Annotated in this window: 13 protein-coding genes and 1 pseudogene; 5 read left to right on the plus strand and 9 right to left on the minus strand. The window is 66.5% G+C overall.

The window, feature by feature from the left end; genetic code table 11:
- Positions 1 to 363: 363 nt before the first annotated feature.
- Entirely contained in the window at positions 364 to 2526 is a 2163-nt protein-coding gene (locus tag ACQPZA_RS23550; RefSeq protein ID WP_433273818.1) for a hypothetical protein, read from the plus strand.
- Between the two features lie 299 nt (positions 2527 to 2825).
- Positions 2826 to 4214: pseudogene (locus ACQPZA_RS23555) on the plus strand (IS481 family transposase); the annotation flags it as partial.
- Between the two features lie 557 nt (positions 4215 to 4771).
- On the opposite strand, the gene ACQPZA_RS23560 reads toward ACQPZA_RS23555, so the two are convergent.
- Positions 4772 to 4942: a hypothetical protein gene (locus tag ACQPZA_RS23560; RefSeq protein WP_433273820.1), complete on the minus strand. Its 171-nt coding sequence runs from the start codon at positions 4940 to 4942 to the stop codon at positions 4772 to 4774.
- A gap of 44 nt (positions 4943 to 4986) precedes the next feature.
- On the opposite strand from ACQPZA_RS23560, the gene ACQPZA_RS23565 reads away from it, so the two are divergent.
- Both ACQPZA_RS23565 and ACQPZA_RS23570 read left to right on the plus strand, forming a co-directional pair.
- On the plus strand, positions 4987 to 6432 hold the full coding sequence (locus ACQPZA_RS23565; RefSeq protein WP_433273822.1) for a tyrosine-type recombinase/integrase: 1446 nt from the start codon (positions 4987 to 4989) through the stop codon (positions 6430 to 6432).
- Positions 6433 to 7486: 1054 nt separating this feature from the next.
- Positions 7487 to 7681 (plus strand): hypothetical protein, encoded by a 195-nt coding sequence (locus ACQPZA_RS23570; RefSeq protein ID WP_433273824.1) that lies wholly within the window; start codon positions 7487 to 7489, stop codon positions 7679 to 7681.
- 813 nt (positions 7682 to 8494) lie between these two features.
- Here the strand turns inward: ACQPZA_RS23570 and npdG are convergent.
- Positions 8495 to 9232, minus strand: coding sequence for an NADPH-dependent F420 reductase (npdG, locus tag ACQPZA_RS23575; RefSeq protein WP_433273826.1), 738 nt, complete (start codon positions 9230 to 9232; stop codon positions 8495 to 8497).
- Positions 9229 to 10185 carry a TIGR03619 family F420-dependent LLM class oxidoreductase gene (locus tag ACQPZA_RS23580; RefSeq protein WP_433273828.1) on the minus strand — a complete coding sequence of 319 codons (957 nt, stop codon included), beginning with the start codon at positions 10183 to 10185 and terminating at the stop codon, positions 9229 to 9231. The genes npdG and ACQPZA_RS23580 overlap by 4 nt, the downstream gene beginning before the upstream one ends.
- 165 nt (positions 10186 to 10350) lie before the next feature.
- Between ACQPZA_RS23580 and ACQPZA_RS23585 the strand changes: the two genes are divergently transcribed.
- Entirely contained in the window at positions 10351 to 10743 is a 393-nt protein-coding gene (locus tag ACQPZA_RS23585; protein ID WP_433273830.1) for a MerR family transcriptional regulator, read from the plus strand.
- A gap of 282 nt (positions 10744 to 11025) precedes the next feature.
- On the opposite strand, the gene ACQPZA_RS23590 is transcribed toward ACQPZA_RS23585, so the two are convergent.
- From ACQPZA_RS23590 to ACQPZA_RS23615, 6 genes are all read right to left on the minus strand, one after another.
- Complete coding sequence (locus ACQPZA_RS23590) at positions 11026 to 12624, minus strand: 4-hydroxyphenylacetate 3-hydroxylase family protein (RefSeq protein ID WP_433273832.1); 1599 nt, start codon at positions 12622 to 12624, stop codon at positions 11026 to 11028.
- Positions 12625 to 12745: 121 nt separating this feature from the next.
- The gene (locus ACQPZA_RS23595) at positions 12746 to 13288 is read right to left on the minus strand and encodes a flavin reductase family protein (RefSeq protein WP_433273834.1); all 543 of its coding nucleotides are present in this window, start codon (positions 13286 to 13288) and stop codon (positions 12746 to 12748) included.
- On the minus strand, positions 13288 to 13482 hold the full coding sequence (locus tag ACQPZA_RS23600; protein WP_433273836.1) for a hypothetical protein: 195 nt from the start codon (positions 13480 to 13482) through the stop codon (positions 13288 to 13290). Before ACQPZA_RS23600 ends, ACQPZA_RS23595 begins: the two co-directional genes overlap by 1 nt.
- A 102-nt stretch (positions 13483 to 13584) precedes the next feature.
- Entirely contained in the window at positions 13585 to 15306 is a 1722-nt protein-coding gene (locus ACQPZA_RS23605) for an AMP-binding protein (RefSeq protein ID WP_433273838.1), read from the minus strand.
- A gap of 1 nt (position 15307) precedes the next feature.
- Positions 15308 to 15568: a hypothetical protein gene (locus tag ACQPZA_RS23610; RefSeq protein WP_433273840.1), complete on the minus strand. Its 261-nt coding sequence runs from the start codon at positions 15566 to 15568 to the stop codon at positions 15308 to 15310.
- A gap of 2 nt (positions 15569 to 15570) precedes the next feature.
- Positions 15571 to 16701 (minus strand): acyl-CoA dehydrogenase family protein, encoded by a 1131-nt coding sequence (locus ACQPZA_RS23615; RefSeq protein WP_433273842.1) that lies wholly within the window; start codon positions 16699 to 16701, stop codon positions 15571 to 15573.
- Between the last annotated feature and the right edge of the window lie 77 nt (positions 16702 to 16778).

The raw sequence follows: 16778 nt of genomic DNA on the forward strand, positions 1-16778 counted from the left end.
AGCCCTCGACGCGACTGCCGGCCGATGTCGGGCAGCTCTGCCCCCGGGCTGTCGGGTGGTAGCCCACGGGGAGGCCGACGGGATGACGCACCCCGCCATCCCGGAGGTCTGCCCGCCTGGCGAGGGCTAACACTCCCGCTTCGGACACACTCCGTGCCAGACCTCTTGTGTGAGCCGGAGTCCGTGCCGCCGCATCCCAAGTCACGAAGAGCGTCTGCAGGGGATCAGCCCTGAGTCCAACATCGCCACACAACGACGACGCCGCGGCCATCATCCCAGGCCCGCCAGGCTGGCGAACGTAGGGACCTGCAGGTCATCCCCTATTGTAACGAACCCGGTACAACACCCGAAGGATGACTTGCAATGGATCGCCGCCATCACGGAATTGGACAGATGAGCAATCTAAAAGAAATTGCGGGCAACCTGAAGGCTTCATCGCAGAAGCTCCACGTTGTCGACTCGTCGGTGAAAGCTTTGGAATTAGTGAGCGAGGTTCCGTCAGGCTACGTCTGGCCAAACGTCCGCTCCCTCAATGATTCCGAGATAGCACATGTTGTTCTCGTGATAGCCGCCGGCGCCGTAGGTAAATCTACTGCCGCGCGAGCGCTCGCCGCAAAGCTGAACTGGCCACTGGTTGACGCCGCGAAAGCTCAGGTTGGATCGTACTCGCTTTCCGGCCTTCTTCATGACGCCCTCGGATTCGAATCAAGCTACATGTCGGATGTTGCGACTGGAAAAGCGGGGGTCGTCATTGACGCCCTGGACGAGGGACATCTTAAGGCAGGTACGTCCAACTTCCAGGAGTTTCTTGAGAATATTTGCAAGCTTGCGGGTAGCAATCACACCAGTTCTTCAATTATCCTCTTTTCGAGACCTGACACTGCTGAGATAGTTAAACTTTTCCTGAAGGAGTCTAATACAAATCACTCAGTCATGCAGCTGGACTTCTTCACATACTCGCAGGCCTGCGACTTTCTCGATTCACGCCTCAATGAGCTTCATCAGAAGCATCCGGAGAAGGACTACGGGATCGCCCAGCAGCACCCTAAGGCCTACGCCGAGCTTCGAGATCTCAGACTAAGGGAGATTGCTCAAGCATTACTCTCGCGTCCTATTCCCGACGTGGACAAAGAGTGGGCGGAAGTGGCCGAATTTCTTGGTTACGCCCCGGTCCTATCGGTGCTGGCCGAATATCTTGCGGTGCCTAATCCACATGGGGCAGTATCGAGACGTCTTGGCACATCCACGAATTCACACGAAGTCCTGGTACAAATTGTTCAGGCGATCATGGAGCGCGAACAGCTGAAGTTTCAGAATCAGGTGTGCGCTAAGCTGCTCGCACAGCTACCAGCAACGGAAGAGTGGCCCAATGCTCTCGATTCGTACTCCGCGGATGAGCAGAGCGTTAGGCTAGTTGCCAGAAATCTAGGACTCGATATAAAGGTTTCCCTCCCTGCGATGCTTCCCGACATACTTCGACAGCAGTACGAGCAGGATGCGGCACAGTTCACTGCAGACCATCCATTCCTTGCCGGCACAAGTGCTGTGAACGTCGTCTTCGCGGATTACTTGCTGGCCAAGGCTGCTGCCGACCAAGGGGTCCAGGCAGCCGTAAGTCCGAGCCCCACCGTAACCACCGATTCAGTGGGTCCGTTTTTTTACAACTTCGTCGCAAGCTTCGCACCTAGAACTGAAGACGCCATTGATTCTACCGTGGCCGTAATTCCCGAGCGACTCCTTGCCCCGCTGCTTGAATCACACCGCCGGGCCCAGATTGACCCAGCCACCGCAATGTTTCTTTACGTCCAGACCAACACGGATGGCTTTCTCTTCTTTGAAAAAGTGTCCGCTAAGGGCAAGTCAAAGAACCACGCCGAGTACATGGTGACAGACATCTCAGGCGTTACAGTTTTCGAATCGACTCTTTCCCGAGGAGTCGTCGTGACCGACGGAGGCGTCACACTTGGCGAACCTTCAAAAAGATTCATCCTTGGACCGGCAGTAACCCTTAGATGTTCGGAACTTGACATCGCGGCTGGCTCCCTTTCAGTAGACGCCGCGGGCAATACATCGCCGAGAAGTTGCGTGATCTCCGCAAAGGTCATTCGAGTCTTGGCAAATCTCTCGGTTGACGTCCCCACGTCGAACAGTCTCCACATTTTCGGCGATGTCGACTGGCCCGCATTGAGGCCATACATGCGTGGTGCTCGCCCAGGGCTTGACGTCATCAGCAGCGGTAGCTACGTTGACCTTCGTGCGATTCTTAAGTCCTTTCGCCAACAAGCAGGGAGCCGACCCAGCGTATTCAAAGAATTGCTCGACCGTCGAGTAGTTAAGAGCAGTGAAGGACGAAAAGGATTTCTGCGCAAGCTCATTGCACTGGGAATCGTGTACCAAGCCACTGAGCATTACTACCTCGAAACGAATGAGCTGTCTAAGCTGGGCATTGGCTGGCACGCTGTGATCGATGGTGTGCCTACTGACGCAGTGCTGAGCTTTTTGGCACGTCTGCAGTCCATGGATTAGACGCGCTTAAGGCTTCCGTAGGACGCAGGCCGCGCGCCGCGCGGGGACCGGCCGGAGGCCGCACGCCCCGCGCGAGCGCTTGCGGTTGCATCGGACACAGCGCCGCGCGGCGCCGCAGGCGCCGCCTTGAACAGGTAGGGAAAGTCTGAACACAGCACGCTGTCGCCATGTGTGTGTAGTCCCGGGACATGCTTGACACTCCGGTCCCACCTGATGCTTGACAGTGGTCGTGATCGGCTTCGCTGTGCCCTGTCGTGTGGGTTCGGGGTGCGGGGAGACCGGGATTGGCCCTGGTCGAGTTGTCGGTCGTTGAGCAGCGGTATCGCGCGGTGTTGGCGGTGCTGGCAGGAGAAGCCGTCGTGGATGTCGCCGCGCATCACCGGGTGTCGCGCCAGAGCGTGCACACCTGGTTGGCGCGGTATCGCGCTGATGGTCTGAGCGGGTTGGCCGACCGGTCCCGGCGGCCGGTGTCGTGTCCGCACCAGGCGCCGCCGGAGGTGGAGGCGGTGGTGTGTGAGCTGCGCCGGGAGCACCCGCGGTGGGGGCCACGACGGCTGGTCCACGAGCTGACCCGTGGTGGGCGGGTGGATCCGGTGCCCTCGCGGATGACGGTGCACCGGATCCTGGTCCGCCACGGCCTGATCCAGCCGGAGGCACGCCGCAGGAAGCGTTCGGACTATGTGCGGTGGGAACGGTCGGCGCCGATGGCGTTGTGGCAGATCGACATCGTCGGCGGGATCGTGCTGGTCGATGGCACCGAGGTGAAGGTCGTGACCGGGGTGGATGACCACTCCCGGTTCTGCGTGATCGCCGCGGTCGTGGCGCGGGCGACCGGGCGGGCGGTGTGTCTGGCCCTGGTCGAGGTGCTGCGCCGTTACGGGATGCCCGAGGAGATCCTGACTGATAACGGCAAGCAGTTCACCGACCGGTTCGGCCGCGGTGGGGAGGTGTTGTTCGACCGGATCTGCCGGGAGAACGGCATCACCCACCGCCTGACCCAACCCGCCTCACCGACCACGACGGGGAAGGTCGAGCGGTTCCACCAGAGCCTGCGCCGAGAACTGCTCAACGACCACCCACCGTTCGAGAACGTCCTCGCGGTCCAGGCCGCGATCGACACCTGGGTCACCGACTACAACTGCGACCGCCCCCACCAGGGCATCGGCGACGCCTACCCCGCCACCCGGTTCGCCACCCGCCAAACCGATCCCGCCGCGGGAGAGACGGCGGCGGGAGAGGCTGGGGCGGACGCGGTGCTGCCGCTGCGCGTCCCAGCCATCCTGGCCCCAGCCCTCGAGCCAGCAGTCGAGCCAGCAGTCGAGCGAGAGGATGCAGGTGCGCTCGAGGCCGGGGTGGTTCGCGAGGACGCCAGCGCCCCGCCGGCCGGCCTGGTTTATCGGGATGGGCCGGTGGAGTTCGACCGCGTCGTGCCCACCGCCGGCAACCTCGGAGTCCGCGGCAAACAGTTCTGGCTCGGGCCGGCCCGGGTCGGGCAGACGATCACCTTCTGGGCCGACCACGAGTTGATCCACCTACTCGCCGCCGGGACCCGGATCAAGACCGTCCGCTCGCACCTGTCGTCGGCGGACCTGGCCACGCTCGCCGCCCGCGGAGGCCGCCGCGGCGGCCCCTCTCCACTGCCGCCGCTCGACCCCAACGCCACCGCGCTCGAGGTCGACCGCACCGTCAACCGCAACGGCAACATCACCCTGGGCCAGCACAGCGTGTTCATCGCCGAGATCCTCGCCGGGCGCCGGGTCAGCGTCCGGATCGAACCCACCGTGCTGCTGGTATTCGACCCCCAGACCCGCGAGCTCCTGCGCACCCGACCCAACCCACTGACCTGGACCCAGGCCCTGCGGGTCCAGAGCGTCCGCCCCGCCGGGCCGCCACCACGCCCCCGCACCGAACCGGTCACCGTCCAACGCCGCGTCTCCGCCTCGGGCGTGATCACCGTGGCCAGCCAACCCATCAGCCTCGGACGCGCCCACGCCGGGGCCGTGGTCACCGTCCACGTCTCCGACACCACCCTGACCGTCGACACCCCCGACGGACAACAGCGCACCTACCGGCGCGCCACCGCCCAACCCGTCCGCAGCATCAAGGCCTACCGGCCCCGCACCACCACCCACGTTTCCTAGACCCACTGACAAGCATCACCTGGGACCGAAACGCCAAGCATCAACTGGGACTAGACACGCAGCGGTTCAGCACCACCTTCCGAGCCATCCGCGCCGACCGCCGCCTATGGCGCCTCCGCGCCGACCTCGACGCCCTCGACCGCGCCACCGACGACCCGAACGCCATCCCGGTCGACCTGGAGACGGTCACCGTCATCAACGACTGGTTGCCCGTCCACTTCGGACACCACGACGACGGCGAACGCGAGTTGGCCGCCGGGATCGCCGAACGCCACCGAGCACAACGACGCAGCACGACGCCCACCACCAGGAGAGCAGCATGAACACCGTCCAGTCCCTCACCTACAGCGTCGACGAGGTAGCGGCCCTGCTGGGCATCGCCCGCGGCGTGGCGTATGAGTCCGTGCGGAACGGCGAGATCCCGGCCACCCGCGTCGGACGACGCTGGCTGATCCCGCCGCCGGTTCCACGCCTGGCTCGACGGAGCCGAACCGGCCACACCTCCCGGACAGGAGGTGGCGTGATGGGGTTCGTCGACAAGACCCCCGAGGGCCGCTACCGCGCCTACTTCCGCGACCCGTCAGGCAAGCAACGCTCCAAGACGTTCCGCATCAAGAAGGACGCCACGGCATTCCTCGCCGAGATGGAGACCTCCAAGACCCGCGGCGCCTACGTCTCCCCCCACGCGGGACGGACCCTGTTCGGGGACCACGCCGAGAAGTGGATGGCGGCATGGAACACCGAGATCACCACCGCGGCGCGGGATCTGTCGATCATGCGGACCCACGTCCTGCCACAGTGGGGCCCGGTACCGCTCGGGAAGATCGACGATCTGGGCTTGCAGGCGTGGGTGACCGAGCTGGGCAAGCGCCGCTCCCGAGCCACCGTGGCCGAAGCGCTACGGCTCACCTCGGGGGTCCTGCGCTCGGCGGTGCGCAACCGCTTGATCCCCTTCAACCCCGCCGACGAGATCCGGGCCCCGCGCACCCGGACCCGCGACACCGACGAACGGATCATCAGCCGCGCCGACCTTCGTCACCGGCTGCTGCCCGCCGTCCCACCTCGGCACCGCGGGATCGTTGCCGTCGCCGCGGGTGCGGGGCTGCGATGGGGTGAGGCGGCAGGGCTTCGGCTCGATGCGGTCGACCTCCAAGCCGCCCGGCTGCTGGTGATCCGGACGGTGGTCGAGGTCGGCGGGCACACCTCGTTCAAGCCGTTCCCCAAGTCGGCGGCCGGACGGCGCACCATCCCCCTGCCGAGTTGGCTGGTGCCGATCATCCGGACACATCTCGCGCTGTGGCCTACCGAGGACAACGCGCCGATCTTCGCCAACGAGGTCGGCGCCCCGCTGCGCCGCACGCTCTTCCGCACCCGGATCTGGCGGCCGGCACTCGTGCGCGCCGGGCTACTCGGGGACGTCGTCCGCGTCGACGGCGGATTCGATGCGGTGTGGACCGACGCGCACGGCAGGAAACACACCGAACGCCTGCGCACCGAGTCCGCCGCCGTGCACCACGTCGCACGACACCAGGCCGGCGGGCTCCGGTTTCACGACCTCCGCCACTCCTACGCCACCTGGCTCGTCGACGACGGCGTGCCGCCGAACATGGTCCAGCGGGTGATGGGACACGAACGCTCGTCCACGACGCTGGACCTCTACACCCGGCGCACGGACAACAGCGTCCGCATCCTCCAGCCGCTCGACGACCTGGCCGACGACGAGGACCCGGACGACCCGACGGAGCCTGTCCCCGCTCCGGCCTGAAACAGATGCTCCGGGAATGCTCCGAGTATGGAGCCGATCATGCGAAACGGCCTGGCCGGAAGCTCTGAAAAGAGCCTCTGACCAGGCCGTTCGGCTGTGGGCGATACTGGGATCGAACCAGTGACCTCTTCGGTGTGAACAAGCCAGACCGCGTCGCTTGCTTTTTGCACAGTCGCAACAGACCGCAGCTGACCAGCGACTATACCCGGAGGCGGTCTCAATCGTTGCGTCCAAGCCCACCGGTCCTCAGCTGATTCACGCGTCATCGGCTACCGATTCGGCTACCACTCCCGCGATCTCAGCCCGAGCAGGTTGATCCTTGCCTCTGCCGAGACGACGTCCGTCCGCCGCGACGCCGTCCCGTGCCTCGGCGAGCTGCTGTTCCCACCTTGCCAAGCTGCCCTCCGCACGCTCCTGTCGACCCGGTCTCGGAAGGAGCACAGACCAACATGCGAGGTCTCGAGTGGCGTGGGCATCACACAACCGGGCGAGGGAGAGCCGAGCCGGCCCGGGACCAGCTTGCGTTGTGCGGGGTTTGTTGTGAGTTCGAGCCGAATCCGGCTCCAAGACCATCACCGACTGGCAGCGCTCCTCGTCCCGGGCGGCAGGGCTCCGGGGCCCAGGTTGCTCCGGCAGCACTATGCGGCCATGGGCTTGGATCCGGCCGGTCACGCCCCCGCGTTCAGCGTGACCGGCCGGTGGGGCGACCGCTCACGTTGCTCCCCAGCGCGTGATCGGTCGCAGGCCCTATCCGGCAGGCTTCACCCACCGGTGATCTGTGGTCGACAAGCTTTCCTGTGTTGTGCGATTTCCCGCCGTGCGACTGCGAGGGTCGGGTTAGGTGACCTGCTCGTTGGTCACCGAGCCGTGACGGCTGGTCGGGCCTAGCATGGCGCTCTGCTCGCGCGTGGCCTCGAGCCCCGGCGCCCGCGATCGGCAACCGCCCGTCGGATCGCTGGATAGCGACGTGTCGATTTCGGGCACCCTGAAGGTAGTCGTCAGACGGGATGGCTAGATCACCGTGGCGCCCTGGCTTTGGCACGCCCTTCACCTCTTGCTCCCGGCCCGCGGCGAGCGCGACAGCCGCGGCGCGGCCGACTGCGAAGAAGGGGCGGAAGCCGCCGAAATCGAACGCATGGCCGCCGTCGAGCCGACGCCCGGATCTCGAAAGGCCGAGCTGGTCTACCGAAAATCGTGGCGGACCCGGGACGAGGCGGAGAACGACCTGTTCGCCTACATCGACGGGTGATACAACACCGAACGCATCCAACGCCGGCTCGGCTGGCGATCGTCGCGCGGAAGTCGCTGTCCGGAGAACAACCCGCCTTGGATAGCGGCGTAGCAACCGGTCAACGACCAGGGGTAGTAGTATTTCCGGCGTCCGGGTCGGAGGGGTGACACGGGCGCTCGAAGCAGCCGCTGAGCGACGAACGCGGCGATCGGGTCGAGTTTCTCCCCCGAGGCCGCAGCACTGTGTCGTCGGCTCCCTGGTCCCGAGCGCCACGGTTGCGCGCTCCAGGTCGTCGACGACCGCGGCGACCCGAGCAGCGGCGCGGCGGTGACCTCGAGTCCGAAGGCGCTCGTGGCGAGCACAGCCCGCTCGCGTGCGTGCGGCAGGACACGATCGACGTCGCGCTTGTGCGCGGCGAGATCGCCCCCGTCGTCGGTCCGCGTGGTGCACCTGTTCGACGCCCTCGGTCAGCGGGTTGCCGTCCGTCCGCCGCTGCTGACCGGGGCCCGGGCATTGCCTCCCGAACCACTGTCGAAAATTTTGCTCTGAGGCCTGAACAGAGCCAGCCGGACCATGCTCCTGTTGCCACAGCAGTGGTTGTGGCCCACCCCGTAGAACCGCATGAACGGCTCGGGGTCGGTGAACCGCAACTGTCCTGCCAAGTGACGGCCTCCACCTCCTCGAAGTGCTGCTCCACCCCGGGGGCCACCGTTCGTGATCGGCCCTCGGGGTGGCCTTGAACAGGTCCGCGGGGCGCCCACTGCCTTCAGGGCGGTCCTCCATGACGCTGCCCACCGTGCCCCGCCCAGGGGCCACCCGCCCACACGCCGGTCAGATGTCGGTGGCCCGCAGACCCGCGTGCGCCTTGTACCGGCGGTTGGCCGAGATCAGGTTGGCGACGAGAGACTCGACCTGGTGGGCGTTGCGCAGCCGCCCCGCGTAGACCCCGCGCATGCCGGGGATACGGGCGGCTAGTGCCTGCACGGTGTCGGTGTCCGCGCGGGAATCACCGAGAACCATCACGTCCGTGTCGATCTCCTCGATCTCCGGGTTCTGCAGCAGCGCGGCGGACAAGTGGTGGAAGGCCGCGGTGACCCGCGACTCCGCCAGCAGCTCGGCGGCCTGCTGCGCGGCGCTGCCCTCCGGCATGGTCAGCGCGTAGGCGCCCTGCTTGTCGCAGCCCAGCGGGTTGACGCAGTCCACCACGAGCTTGCCGGCCAGGTCCGTGCGCAGCGACTGCAGGATCTCGGCGTGGCCGTCCCACGGCACGGCGACGATCACGATGTCGCTGCGCCGGGCGCACTCGGCGTTGTCCGCGCCCTCCACATCGTGGCCGACTTCGGCGGCGACTCTGCGAGCGCGGTCGGCGTCGCGGGACCCGAGGATCACCCGCTGGCCGGCCCTGGCCAACCGGTAGGCGAGGCCGCGTCCCTGGTTGCCCGTCCCACCCAGTACTCCCACCACGAGATGGGACACGTCCGGCAGGGCCCAGGGGTCCTTGGGGGCGGCCGTCGCCCCCGCTGGGGCAGAATTGTTCTCGCCGTCTACGACGTTGGCAACAACGGTCATGACGCTACGGCCCTTTCGCGGATCTCCACCGCTGTTTCCAGCATCTGCCGAGTGCTGGTGAACCAGTCCTGCAGATTCAGATCCACGATGAGCTCGTCTGCACCCGCCTCGGCAGCCGTGTGGATGTCGTCCATGATCTGGTCGAGAGAGCCGACGAACGCCGATCGGTCAGGTCCTGCCGGACGGCCGGTGAAGGTGACGTTTCCCACCACGACCATCTCCATCCGGCTCGTGTCCCGGCCGTACTCAGAAGCCATTTCCCGGATACGGGCCCAGCTAGCGCGCAGTTCTGCGGCTCCGGCCGGCCCGGGTGTGGTGAGTAGCGGCAGCCAGCCGTCTGCGCGCTTGGCGATGCGCTGCACGGCCTTGGAACTGGTGCTGCGACCCAGGTTGGCGCCGCCGCCGCCCAGCATCACGGGGATTTTCGAAGCGGGTTTGGGCAGGACCGAGGCGTTGTCGATGACGACGCGAGGACCCCGGAAGGTCACCGGGTCCGGTCCCCACACGGCATCGAAGACGTCCAGCGTCTCGTCGAGGAAGCGACCGCGGTCCGCTCGGGTGGCGCCAGTGGCCTGGAGTTCGTCGGTGGACCAGCCGGTGCTCATACCTGCGACGATGCGGCCGCCGCTGATCTGATCGATCGTGGCCAGCGCCTTGGCCAGCTGGACGGGTGTGTGAAGTGCAGCGATCAGAACGGCAGTACCGAGGCGCACCTGTTCGGTCGCCACCGCCGCTGCCGTCAGGATTGCCAAGGGGTCGGCGGCCTGCCGCGAGGTTTCCGGCCACGGCACGTTCGGCGGGGCATATGGTTCGGCGGGCGTCTCCGGGAAGAGCAGCCGTTCGTACGTCCACAGGCTGGCGTATCCGGCCGCTTCGGCCGTTCTGGCTGCTTCGACCACGTCGTGTTGCAGGTCGACTCCCAATCTCTGGGGCAGACGAAGTCCGAGTTTCATTGAAGCCTCCGATGTAGTCGTGATTGTCGTGGCCGCCGCAGGAGCTGCGCCAAGCCTCAGCAATGCCCCTGCCTTCCAGGCAGAGTGCAGGTTTCGGCTGTTCTCGATCCACCACCGAGTCTGAACACTCACATTGATGTGAGGGTCAAGTGTATGCTTGAGCACATGAGGATCGGAGAGCTCGCGGAGCGAGCCGGCGTATCCCCTCGGCTACTGCGCTACTACGAGGAGCAGCGGCTGATCACACCCAGGCGCGCCCTCAATGGTTACCGTGAGTACGGAGAGTCACACGTCGACGTCGTGCTGCAGATCAAGGGACTGCTCAACGCCGGCCTGCCGACCCGGATCATTCAGCAGCTCCTGCCGTGCCTGGACAAGCCGCAGACGATCTACGTCCCCAACGTGACACCCGAAATGATCGCCACACTGCAACGCGAACAAGCTCGGCTGTCCGAACGCATCGAGTGCCTGACCCGCAACAGAGACGCAATCGCCGACTACCTCGACACAGCTCTCAGCGTCAAATCAGCGAACACCGAGAGCAGGGCCACGGCATGATCTGACGAGCGTCTCGCCGGCAGTCGGTCACGCGGCGTCGATCGACGGGGACGGCGGCCAGGCGCCGTTCGAGCGTGCCGTCGGTCAGCCGCTCGGCAGTGCGACCGCGGGCGTTGAGCAGGCGGACCGCGTCGGCTGCCAACACGCTGTTGTTGCTGTCGGGACCGGGTGCCCCCAGGCACCGTCAGTCCTTGTCGCCTAGCAGCAACGTCTTGAGCGCCGGCAGCGCCGCTTCCAGGATGTCGCGCTGCTCGGGATCGAGGCGAGCCAGGCGACGGGCCACTAACCCGTGGGGTTTCCCTGCCCATTGAGCAGGCCGACGACCTGACTGTCGCCGGGGTTGATGAGGTCGGGGACGGTCCAGCCGTTGAGGTCGTACTCGGACAGGCACTGTTCGGCGAAGCCCTTCATCGCGTTCGCGGTTCCGGACTGCTCGGCGGCGAAGAGCAGCTCCGCGCGCACGCCCTCGTGATTGCCCGAGTAGTTGCGCTCATAAAGCTCGTGGCGACCGCCGAATTCCGAACCGATCGAGTCCCAGATCAGCTTCATCAGCTTGACCCGGTCCACGGCGTTGTAGCCGTTCGAGCCGCGCACATACTTGTCCAGATAGGGGCGCACCTGCGGGGACAGGAAGTCGGCACTGTGCGAAGGCAGGTATATCAGCGATGCGCCCAGATCCTGCATGATGATCTCGCGAACGCGTGGGTAGCCGAGCGTCATGAACCAACGATAGGCCATCCCGTACTCGGCGTTGGGCAGCTTCGATCCGTTGACCCACTCGCTCGGGCTGGCACACATCGCGTCCGACAGGCCCCAGAACATGTTCCGCCAGGCGATGACCTCACCGACGCGGGTCTGCACCCCGCGGAAGTCCTTGCTGCCGGTGACCTCCACGCCCTTCATCAGCAGCCCGCCGAGGAAGTCGAGCTTGACCGCCAGACGGGTGACGCCGTGAAAGGTGGAGCGCGGCAGGAACCCCGAGCCGCGGAAGAACGTCGAGACCTTCTCCGGGTCCCCGTAACTGAACACGTTCTCCCACGGGACCAGGACCTTGTCGAGCACGAAGATCGTGTCGTTCTCATCCATCCGCGAGGACAGCGGGTAGTCGAACGGGCTGCCCATGGTGTTGGCCTGCTGGGCATACGAAGGCCGGCAGATCAGCTTCATGCCGGGCGTACCCATCGGCACGGTGCAGACCAGCGCGTACTCCCGCTTCTTGATCGGCAGACCGTAATGGGCCAAGAAGTTGTAGTGGGTGATCGCCGACCCGGTGGCGACGACCTTCGCCCCTGAGACGACGACACCCTTGTCGTTCTCCTCCTCCACGTGCATGAACACGTCGGAGACCTCGTCCGGGTTGCGGTGCCGGTCGACTGGCGGGTTGACGATCGCATGGTTCCAGTACAAGAGCTTTTCCTGGGACTCCTCGTACCAGCGCCGTGCGTTGCCGGCGTACGGGTCGTAGTACCCGGAGTTCGCACCCAGCGTGCCCAGGAACGCGGCCTTGTAGTCGGGGGAACGGCCCATGAACCCGTAGGTCATCCGGGCCCACTCGGCAATCGCGTCCCGGTCGCCCTTGAGGTCCTCCACCGAGTGCGGGGTCCGGAAGAACGGGTGCGTGACCCCGGCGCTGCCGGTGTCGGTGGGTGTGGTGAGCACATCGGCCTTGGCCGGGTCGTGCATCGAGTCGTAGAGCCGGGCGGTCATCCGCACCGCGTTGCGAAACGCCGGGTGGGTGGTGACGTCGCCGACCTTCTCACCGTAGAGGTACACCTCGCGCCCGTCACGCAGGCTCTCGATGTACTCGTCGCCGGTCATCGGACGGTTGGCCCGGCCTTCGGCACTAGTGGGGGTGGCTGCCGATTTCTTGCGGAGGGTCATCTGCTTCTCATCCTATGGTTATTTGAGGTATCAGCCGACAGTCGGCCGGACGCCGTCGCTCGGCACTGGAAGCGACCCAATGTGGTGCTGGATTAATGCGGACGACTCGGGTCGAAGGGCGTCAAGAGCCAGCGGAGGAGAACCAGGAAATGCCGCCGGGTCCGTCGGCCGAGTCGTCCCAGAGCACTGGCTCGCAATTGCCGCCCAGGTGGTGAAATTTCCCGGTGTGAAACAGTAAGGGTTGTCCGTCGTAGATGCGGAACTCCTGCACCTCACCCAGATATAGCACGTGATCACCGCCGTTGTAGTGCTGCCATGGCACGCACGAGATATGCGCCAGCGTTCCACCTAATCGCGGAGAGCCGCAATCGCTGTCCGCCGCCCACTCCACGTCTTGGTTGGGTTTGCCGGCGAAGTGCAGCGCGAGGTCCTTCTGCGTTGCCTCGAGCACGTTGACCGTGAACGGTCGCGACTCGACCAGGCCACAGACCTGCGACCGCCGGTCCAGCGACACCAGCACCAGAGGAGGCTCGAGGGACACCGCGGTGAACGCATTCACCGTCACCCCGTGGGGTGCTCCGTCCTCACCACGGCAGGTGACCACCGTCACCCCGGTGGTGAAATGCCCCAGACATTGCCGGAGCTCTCGCGGATGGATCGCCATCACTTGTCCCCTCCTGACATGATCGCCGCGTTATGGGATCCCGGTTCGGCTTTGTAGTGGCTGGCACGGGCACAGCTGTCGCGGATCAGTCGTTCTTGATGAGTCGTGCCCCGGTCGCGACGCCCGACAGCATCGGTGGCCAGCTTGTCGAACATCGGGGCGAAGACCGCATCGTCCCCGAACCGGCGCAGCACGCGGTGAAGTGGACGATGGTGCCACTCGTGGGAGATCCAACGGCGGCGGTGGCGAAGGCTCGCTGCCCGAACACTGCGCGGACCTGACTCCGAGCAGGGCGCTCACGCCACCCGGCGGGGGCCGACTGTCGTGTTCTCCGGGGATCGATCACGTCGGCGTGGCCTTATCTCACTCGCTGGTGAGGGATGCCCCCCCACCAGCCAGCGCCGGAGCAGCTCCTTGCGCACCTTGCCGTTGTCGTTGCGCGGCAGAGCTTCGACGTACTCCACTCGGGTTGGCAGGTACCACTCGGTCATGTCCTCGTTGGTGAGGTACTGGCGCAGCTCGTCCAGGGTGACCGGCGGCTCGGTGGCCGGGACGACCACGGCGCACGCCAGCTCCCCGCCCTTGCCGTCCGGGTAGCCGACGAGGGCGACGTCCTCGACGCCGGGGTTCTTGAGCAGCTCGGACTCGACGTCGTTGACCGGGATCATGAACACCCCGCCGATCCGGTCACCGGCGCGGCCCATCAGCCGGATCCCGCCGCGCCCGTCCGGCACGGCGAGGTCGCCGGTGTCGTACCAGCCCTCGTCGTGCTCGGCGATGACGGTCAGCGTGCCGGAGTCCCGCCCGACCGTGGCCAGGCACACCCCGGCGCCGCGCACGTACAGCCTGCCGGGCCGGTCCTTCGTGATCTCGGTGTCCGAGCGCAGGTCGAGCTCGATGGCGCTGACGGGGCGGCCGTCGCTGTGCGCGGCCCAGTCCGGCGCGTCATCGCCGCGAGTCATCGTTCCGATGCCGATCTCGGTCATCCCCCATGCGCTCAGCAGACGCGCGCCGAAGACGTCCGGCACCTGTGCGACGAGTGACTGCGGGACTGTCGTGCCGGTGCAGCGCACCGTCCGGAGGGCCGGCAGATGCGGGCGCGTCCCGCCGGTGGACGCGATCATGTCGTAGACGAAGCTCGGCGCGGCCACGAACGCGGTGGTGCCGCTGTCCGCCAGCACCTGTAGGCCCCGCGCGCCGGACCAGGCGTCGAGCTGGACCGTGGACGCGCCGGCCAGCAAGGCGGCCCGGGCGGAAATCTGCCCCATGACGTGCATCAGCGCGTGCGGGGTGAAGAGCACATCGTCGGGCCCCGTGTCGTCCGCCTCGCCGACGCCGGACGCAGACGCGTGCAACGTGTTCTGGGTGTGCAGCGCGCCCTTCGGCTCGCCCGAGGTGCCGGACGTGAAGAGGACCATGGCGACGCGATCCGGGTCCTCCCGTGCGTCGTCCAAAGCCACCGGGTGGCGCTGCTCCCAGGGCGTCTCCTCGAAGAACGACCGAAAATCGATCTCACCGTCGGCCGCTCTTCCCATCACCACCCGGTGACGCAGCTCGGGCAGTCGGGGAGCGATTTCAGCCAGCGCCGCCGCGTGGGCGAACCCGGCCCACTCGTCCACCGTGACGCAGACCCTCGCGCCGAGCCGGCGCAGCATCCGCTCCAGCTCCCGCGGGCGGATCGTGGTCATGATCGGCGCCAGCACCGCCTGCAGCCGGGCGCCGGCCAGCAGCAGCACCTGCGCCTGCCACCAGTTCGGCAGCTGACACGCCACCACCTGCCCCGGCCGCACCCCCAGCTCGTCCAACGCGGCCGCGAACCGCTCGACATAACGGGCGTATTCGGCGTAGCTGATCCGGGTCGACCCCTCATCGGCCCGGTAAGCCATGATCGCCGGCGCGTCCGGTGTCAGGTCCCGCCACCGGCACAAGTCGGGTATGGCGCCCGACTGGCGCCAAAGCCCTGCGGCGCGGAACCTCAGCGCTGCAACATTCGACGACCGAATCGATTCGGCACGCAACCTAGGACTCCCTCAACTTGCGCAGCTGGTCGAGGGTGATCGGCGGCTCGGTGGCCGGGAGGATCACCGCGCACGCCAGGTCTTTGTAGTTTTCGCCCGGATAACCGATGAGGGCGACGTCCTCGGCGCCGGGATTCTTCAGCAGCTCGGACTCCACATCGCCGGCCGGAATCATGAGTACCCCGCTGATCCGGTCAGCGGCGCGGCCCATCAGCCGGATCTCGCGGTGCCCGTCCGGCGCGGCGACGTCTGCGACGGCCACGGCTACAGCAGCCCGAGCGCGGAGCGGCCGATGAAGTTGTGCACCGCCTCGCTGTTGGGCGGATGGAACCCTCCGGCCCGCACGTCGCGGTAGAGCCGCTCCAGCTCGCCACGCCGGTGCAGCGAGCTGGCACCGACGATCTCCATCGCCAGTTCGGTGGCCTGACGCGCGGCGCGGGTGGCGTTCTCCTTCGCCGCGAACAGCCGGGGCAAGGTCCGCTCGCCGTAGTCCACCCCAGCGGTCAGGCCGGCGGTCAGCTCGTCCAGCTGCGCTGTCGCCCCCTCCAGGACCAGCTCGGCCTCGGCCGCCAGATACTGGACGAAGGGTTTCGTGGCCACCGGGGCGTCACCGGTGCTCCTGGTCGTGCGCCGCCGCGCGGTGTCCAGTGCCAGGTCCACCGCCCGGCGGCCCAGGCCCAGGTAGACGTTGCCCAACATGGGCAGCACCCACGGCAGGATGGCGGAGACGAACCCGGCGGGCAGCGCGCCCACCTCACTGATCCCGATGACCCGCTCGTGCGGAACGAACACGTTGTCCAGGCGCGTGTCGTGACTCGCCGTGGCGCGCAAGCCGAGGGCGTCCCAGGTGGGCACGGTACGCACACCCTCGCTGCCGCGCGCAACGAACCCGTGGACCACCGTGGGATGGCTCGGGTCGCTGTCGTCGCGGGCGTGGATGCCCAGCCAGTCCCAGGCCGGGGAGAGGGACGTGAACACCTTGCGCCCGCTGACCAGGTAGCCGCCCGACACGGGGACCGCCGCGGTCAACGAGTCGAACAGACCCACGTCGTTGCGGGGTTCACCGTGGCCAGCGGCAAACACCTTGCCGGCCACGATGTCCTCAACCAACCAGTCCACCCCGGCGTCCCCGGCCCGGGCGAGGTCCGCAGTCGCCCCGGTCCAGTACAGATGCATGGTGATGCCCACCCCGGTTGCCGGCGCCCAGTAACCCAGCCGCCGCTGTTCCCGGCTGAGCTCCGCGAGACCGAGCCCCAGCCCGCCGCGATCGACGGGAATGGCAGCCCGCAGGTACCCAGCCTCGCGCAGATCCGCCAAGTCCTCAGCGAAAAACGCGTTCTCCCGGTCGTAGTCACCCGCACGCGAGTGCAACGTCTTGAGCAGATCATCGGACAAGACCGGACCAGAGTCCTCAAACATGATTAGCGTCTCCTTCGTCATTGGGATTGCTTTTCGGCAGGCGAGCTGGACCG

This window comes from Pseudonocardia xinjiangensis (assembly GCF_050948425.1).
GTDB classification, from domain to species: Bacteria; Actinomycetota; Actinomycetes; order Mycobacteriales; family Pseudonocardiaceae; genus Pseudonocardia; species Pseudonocardia xinjiangensis.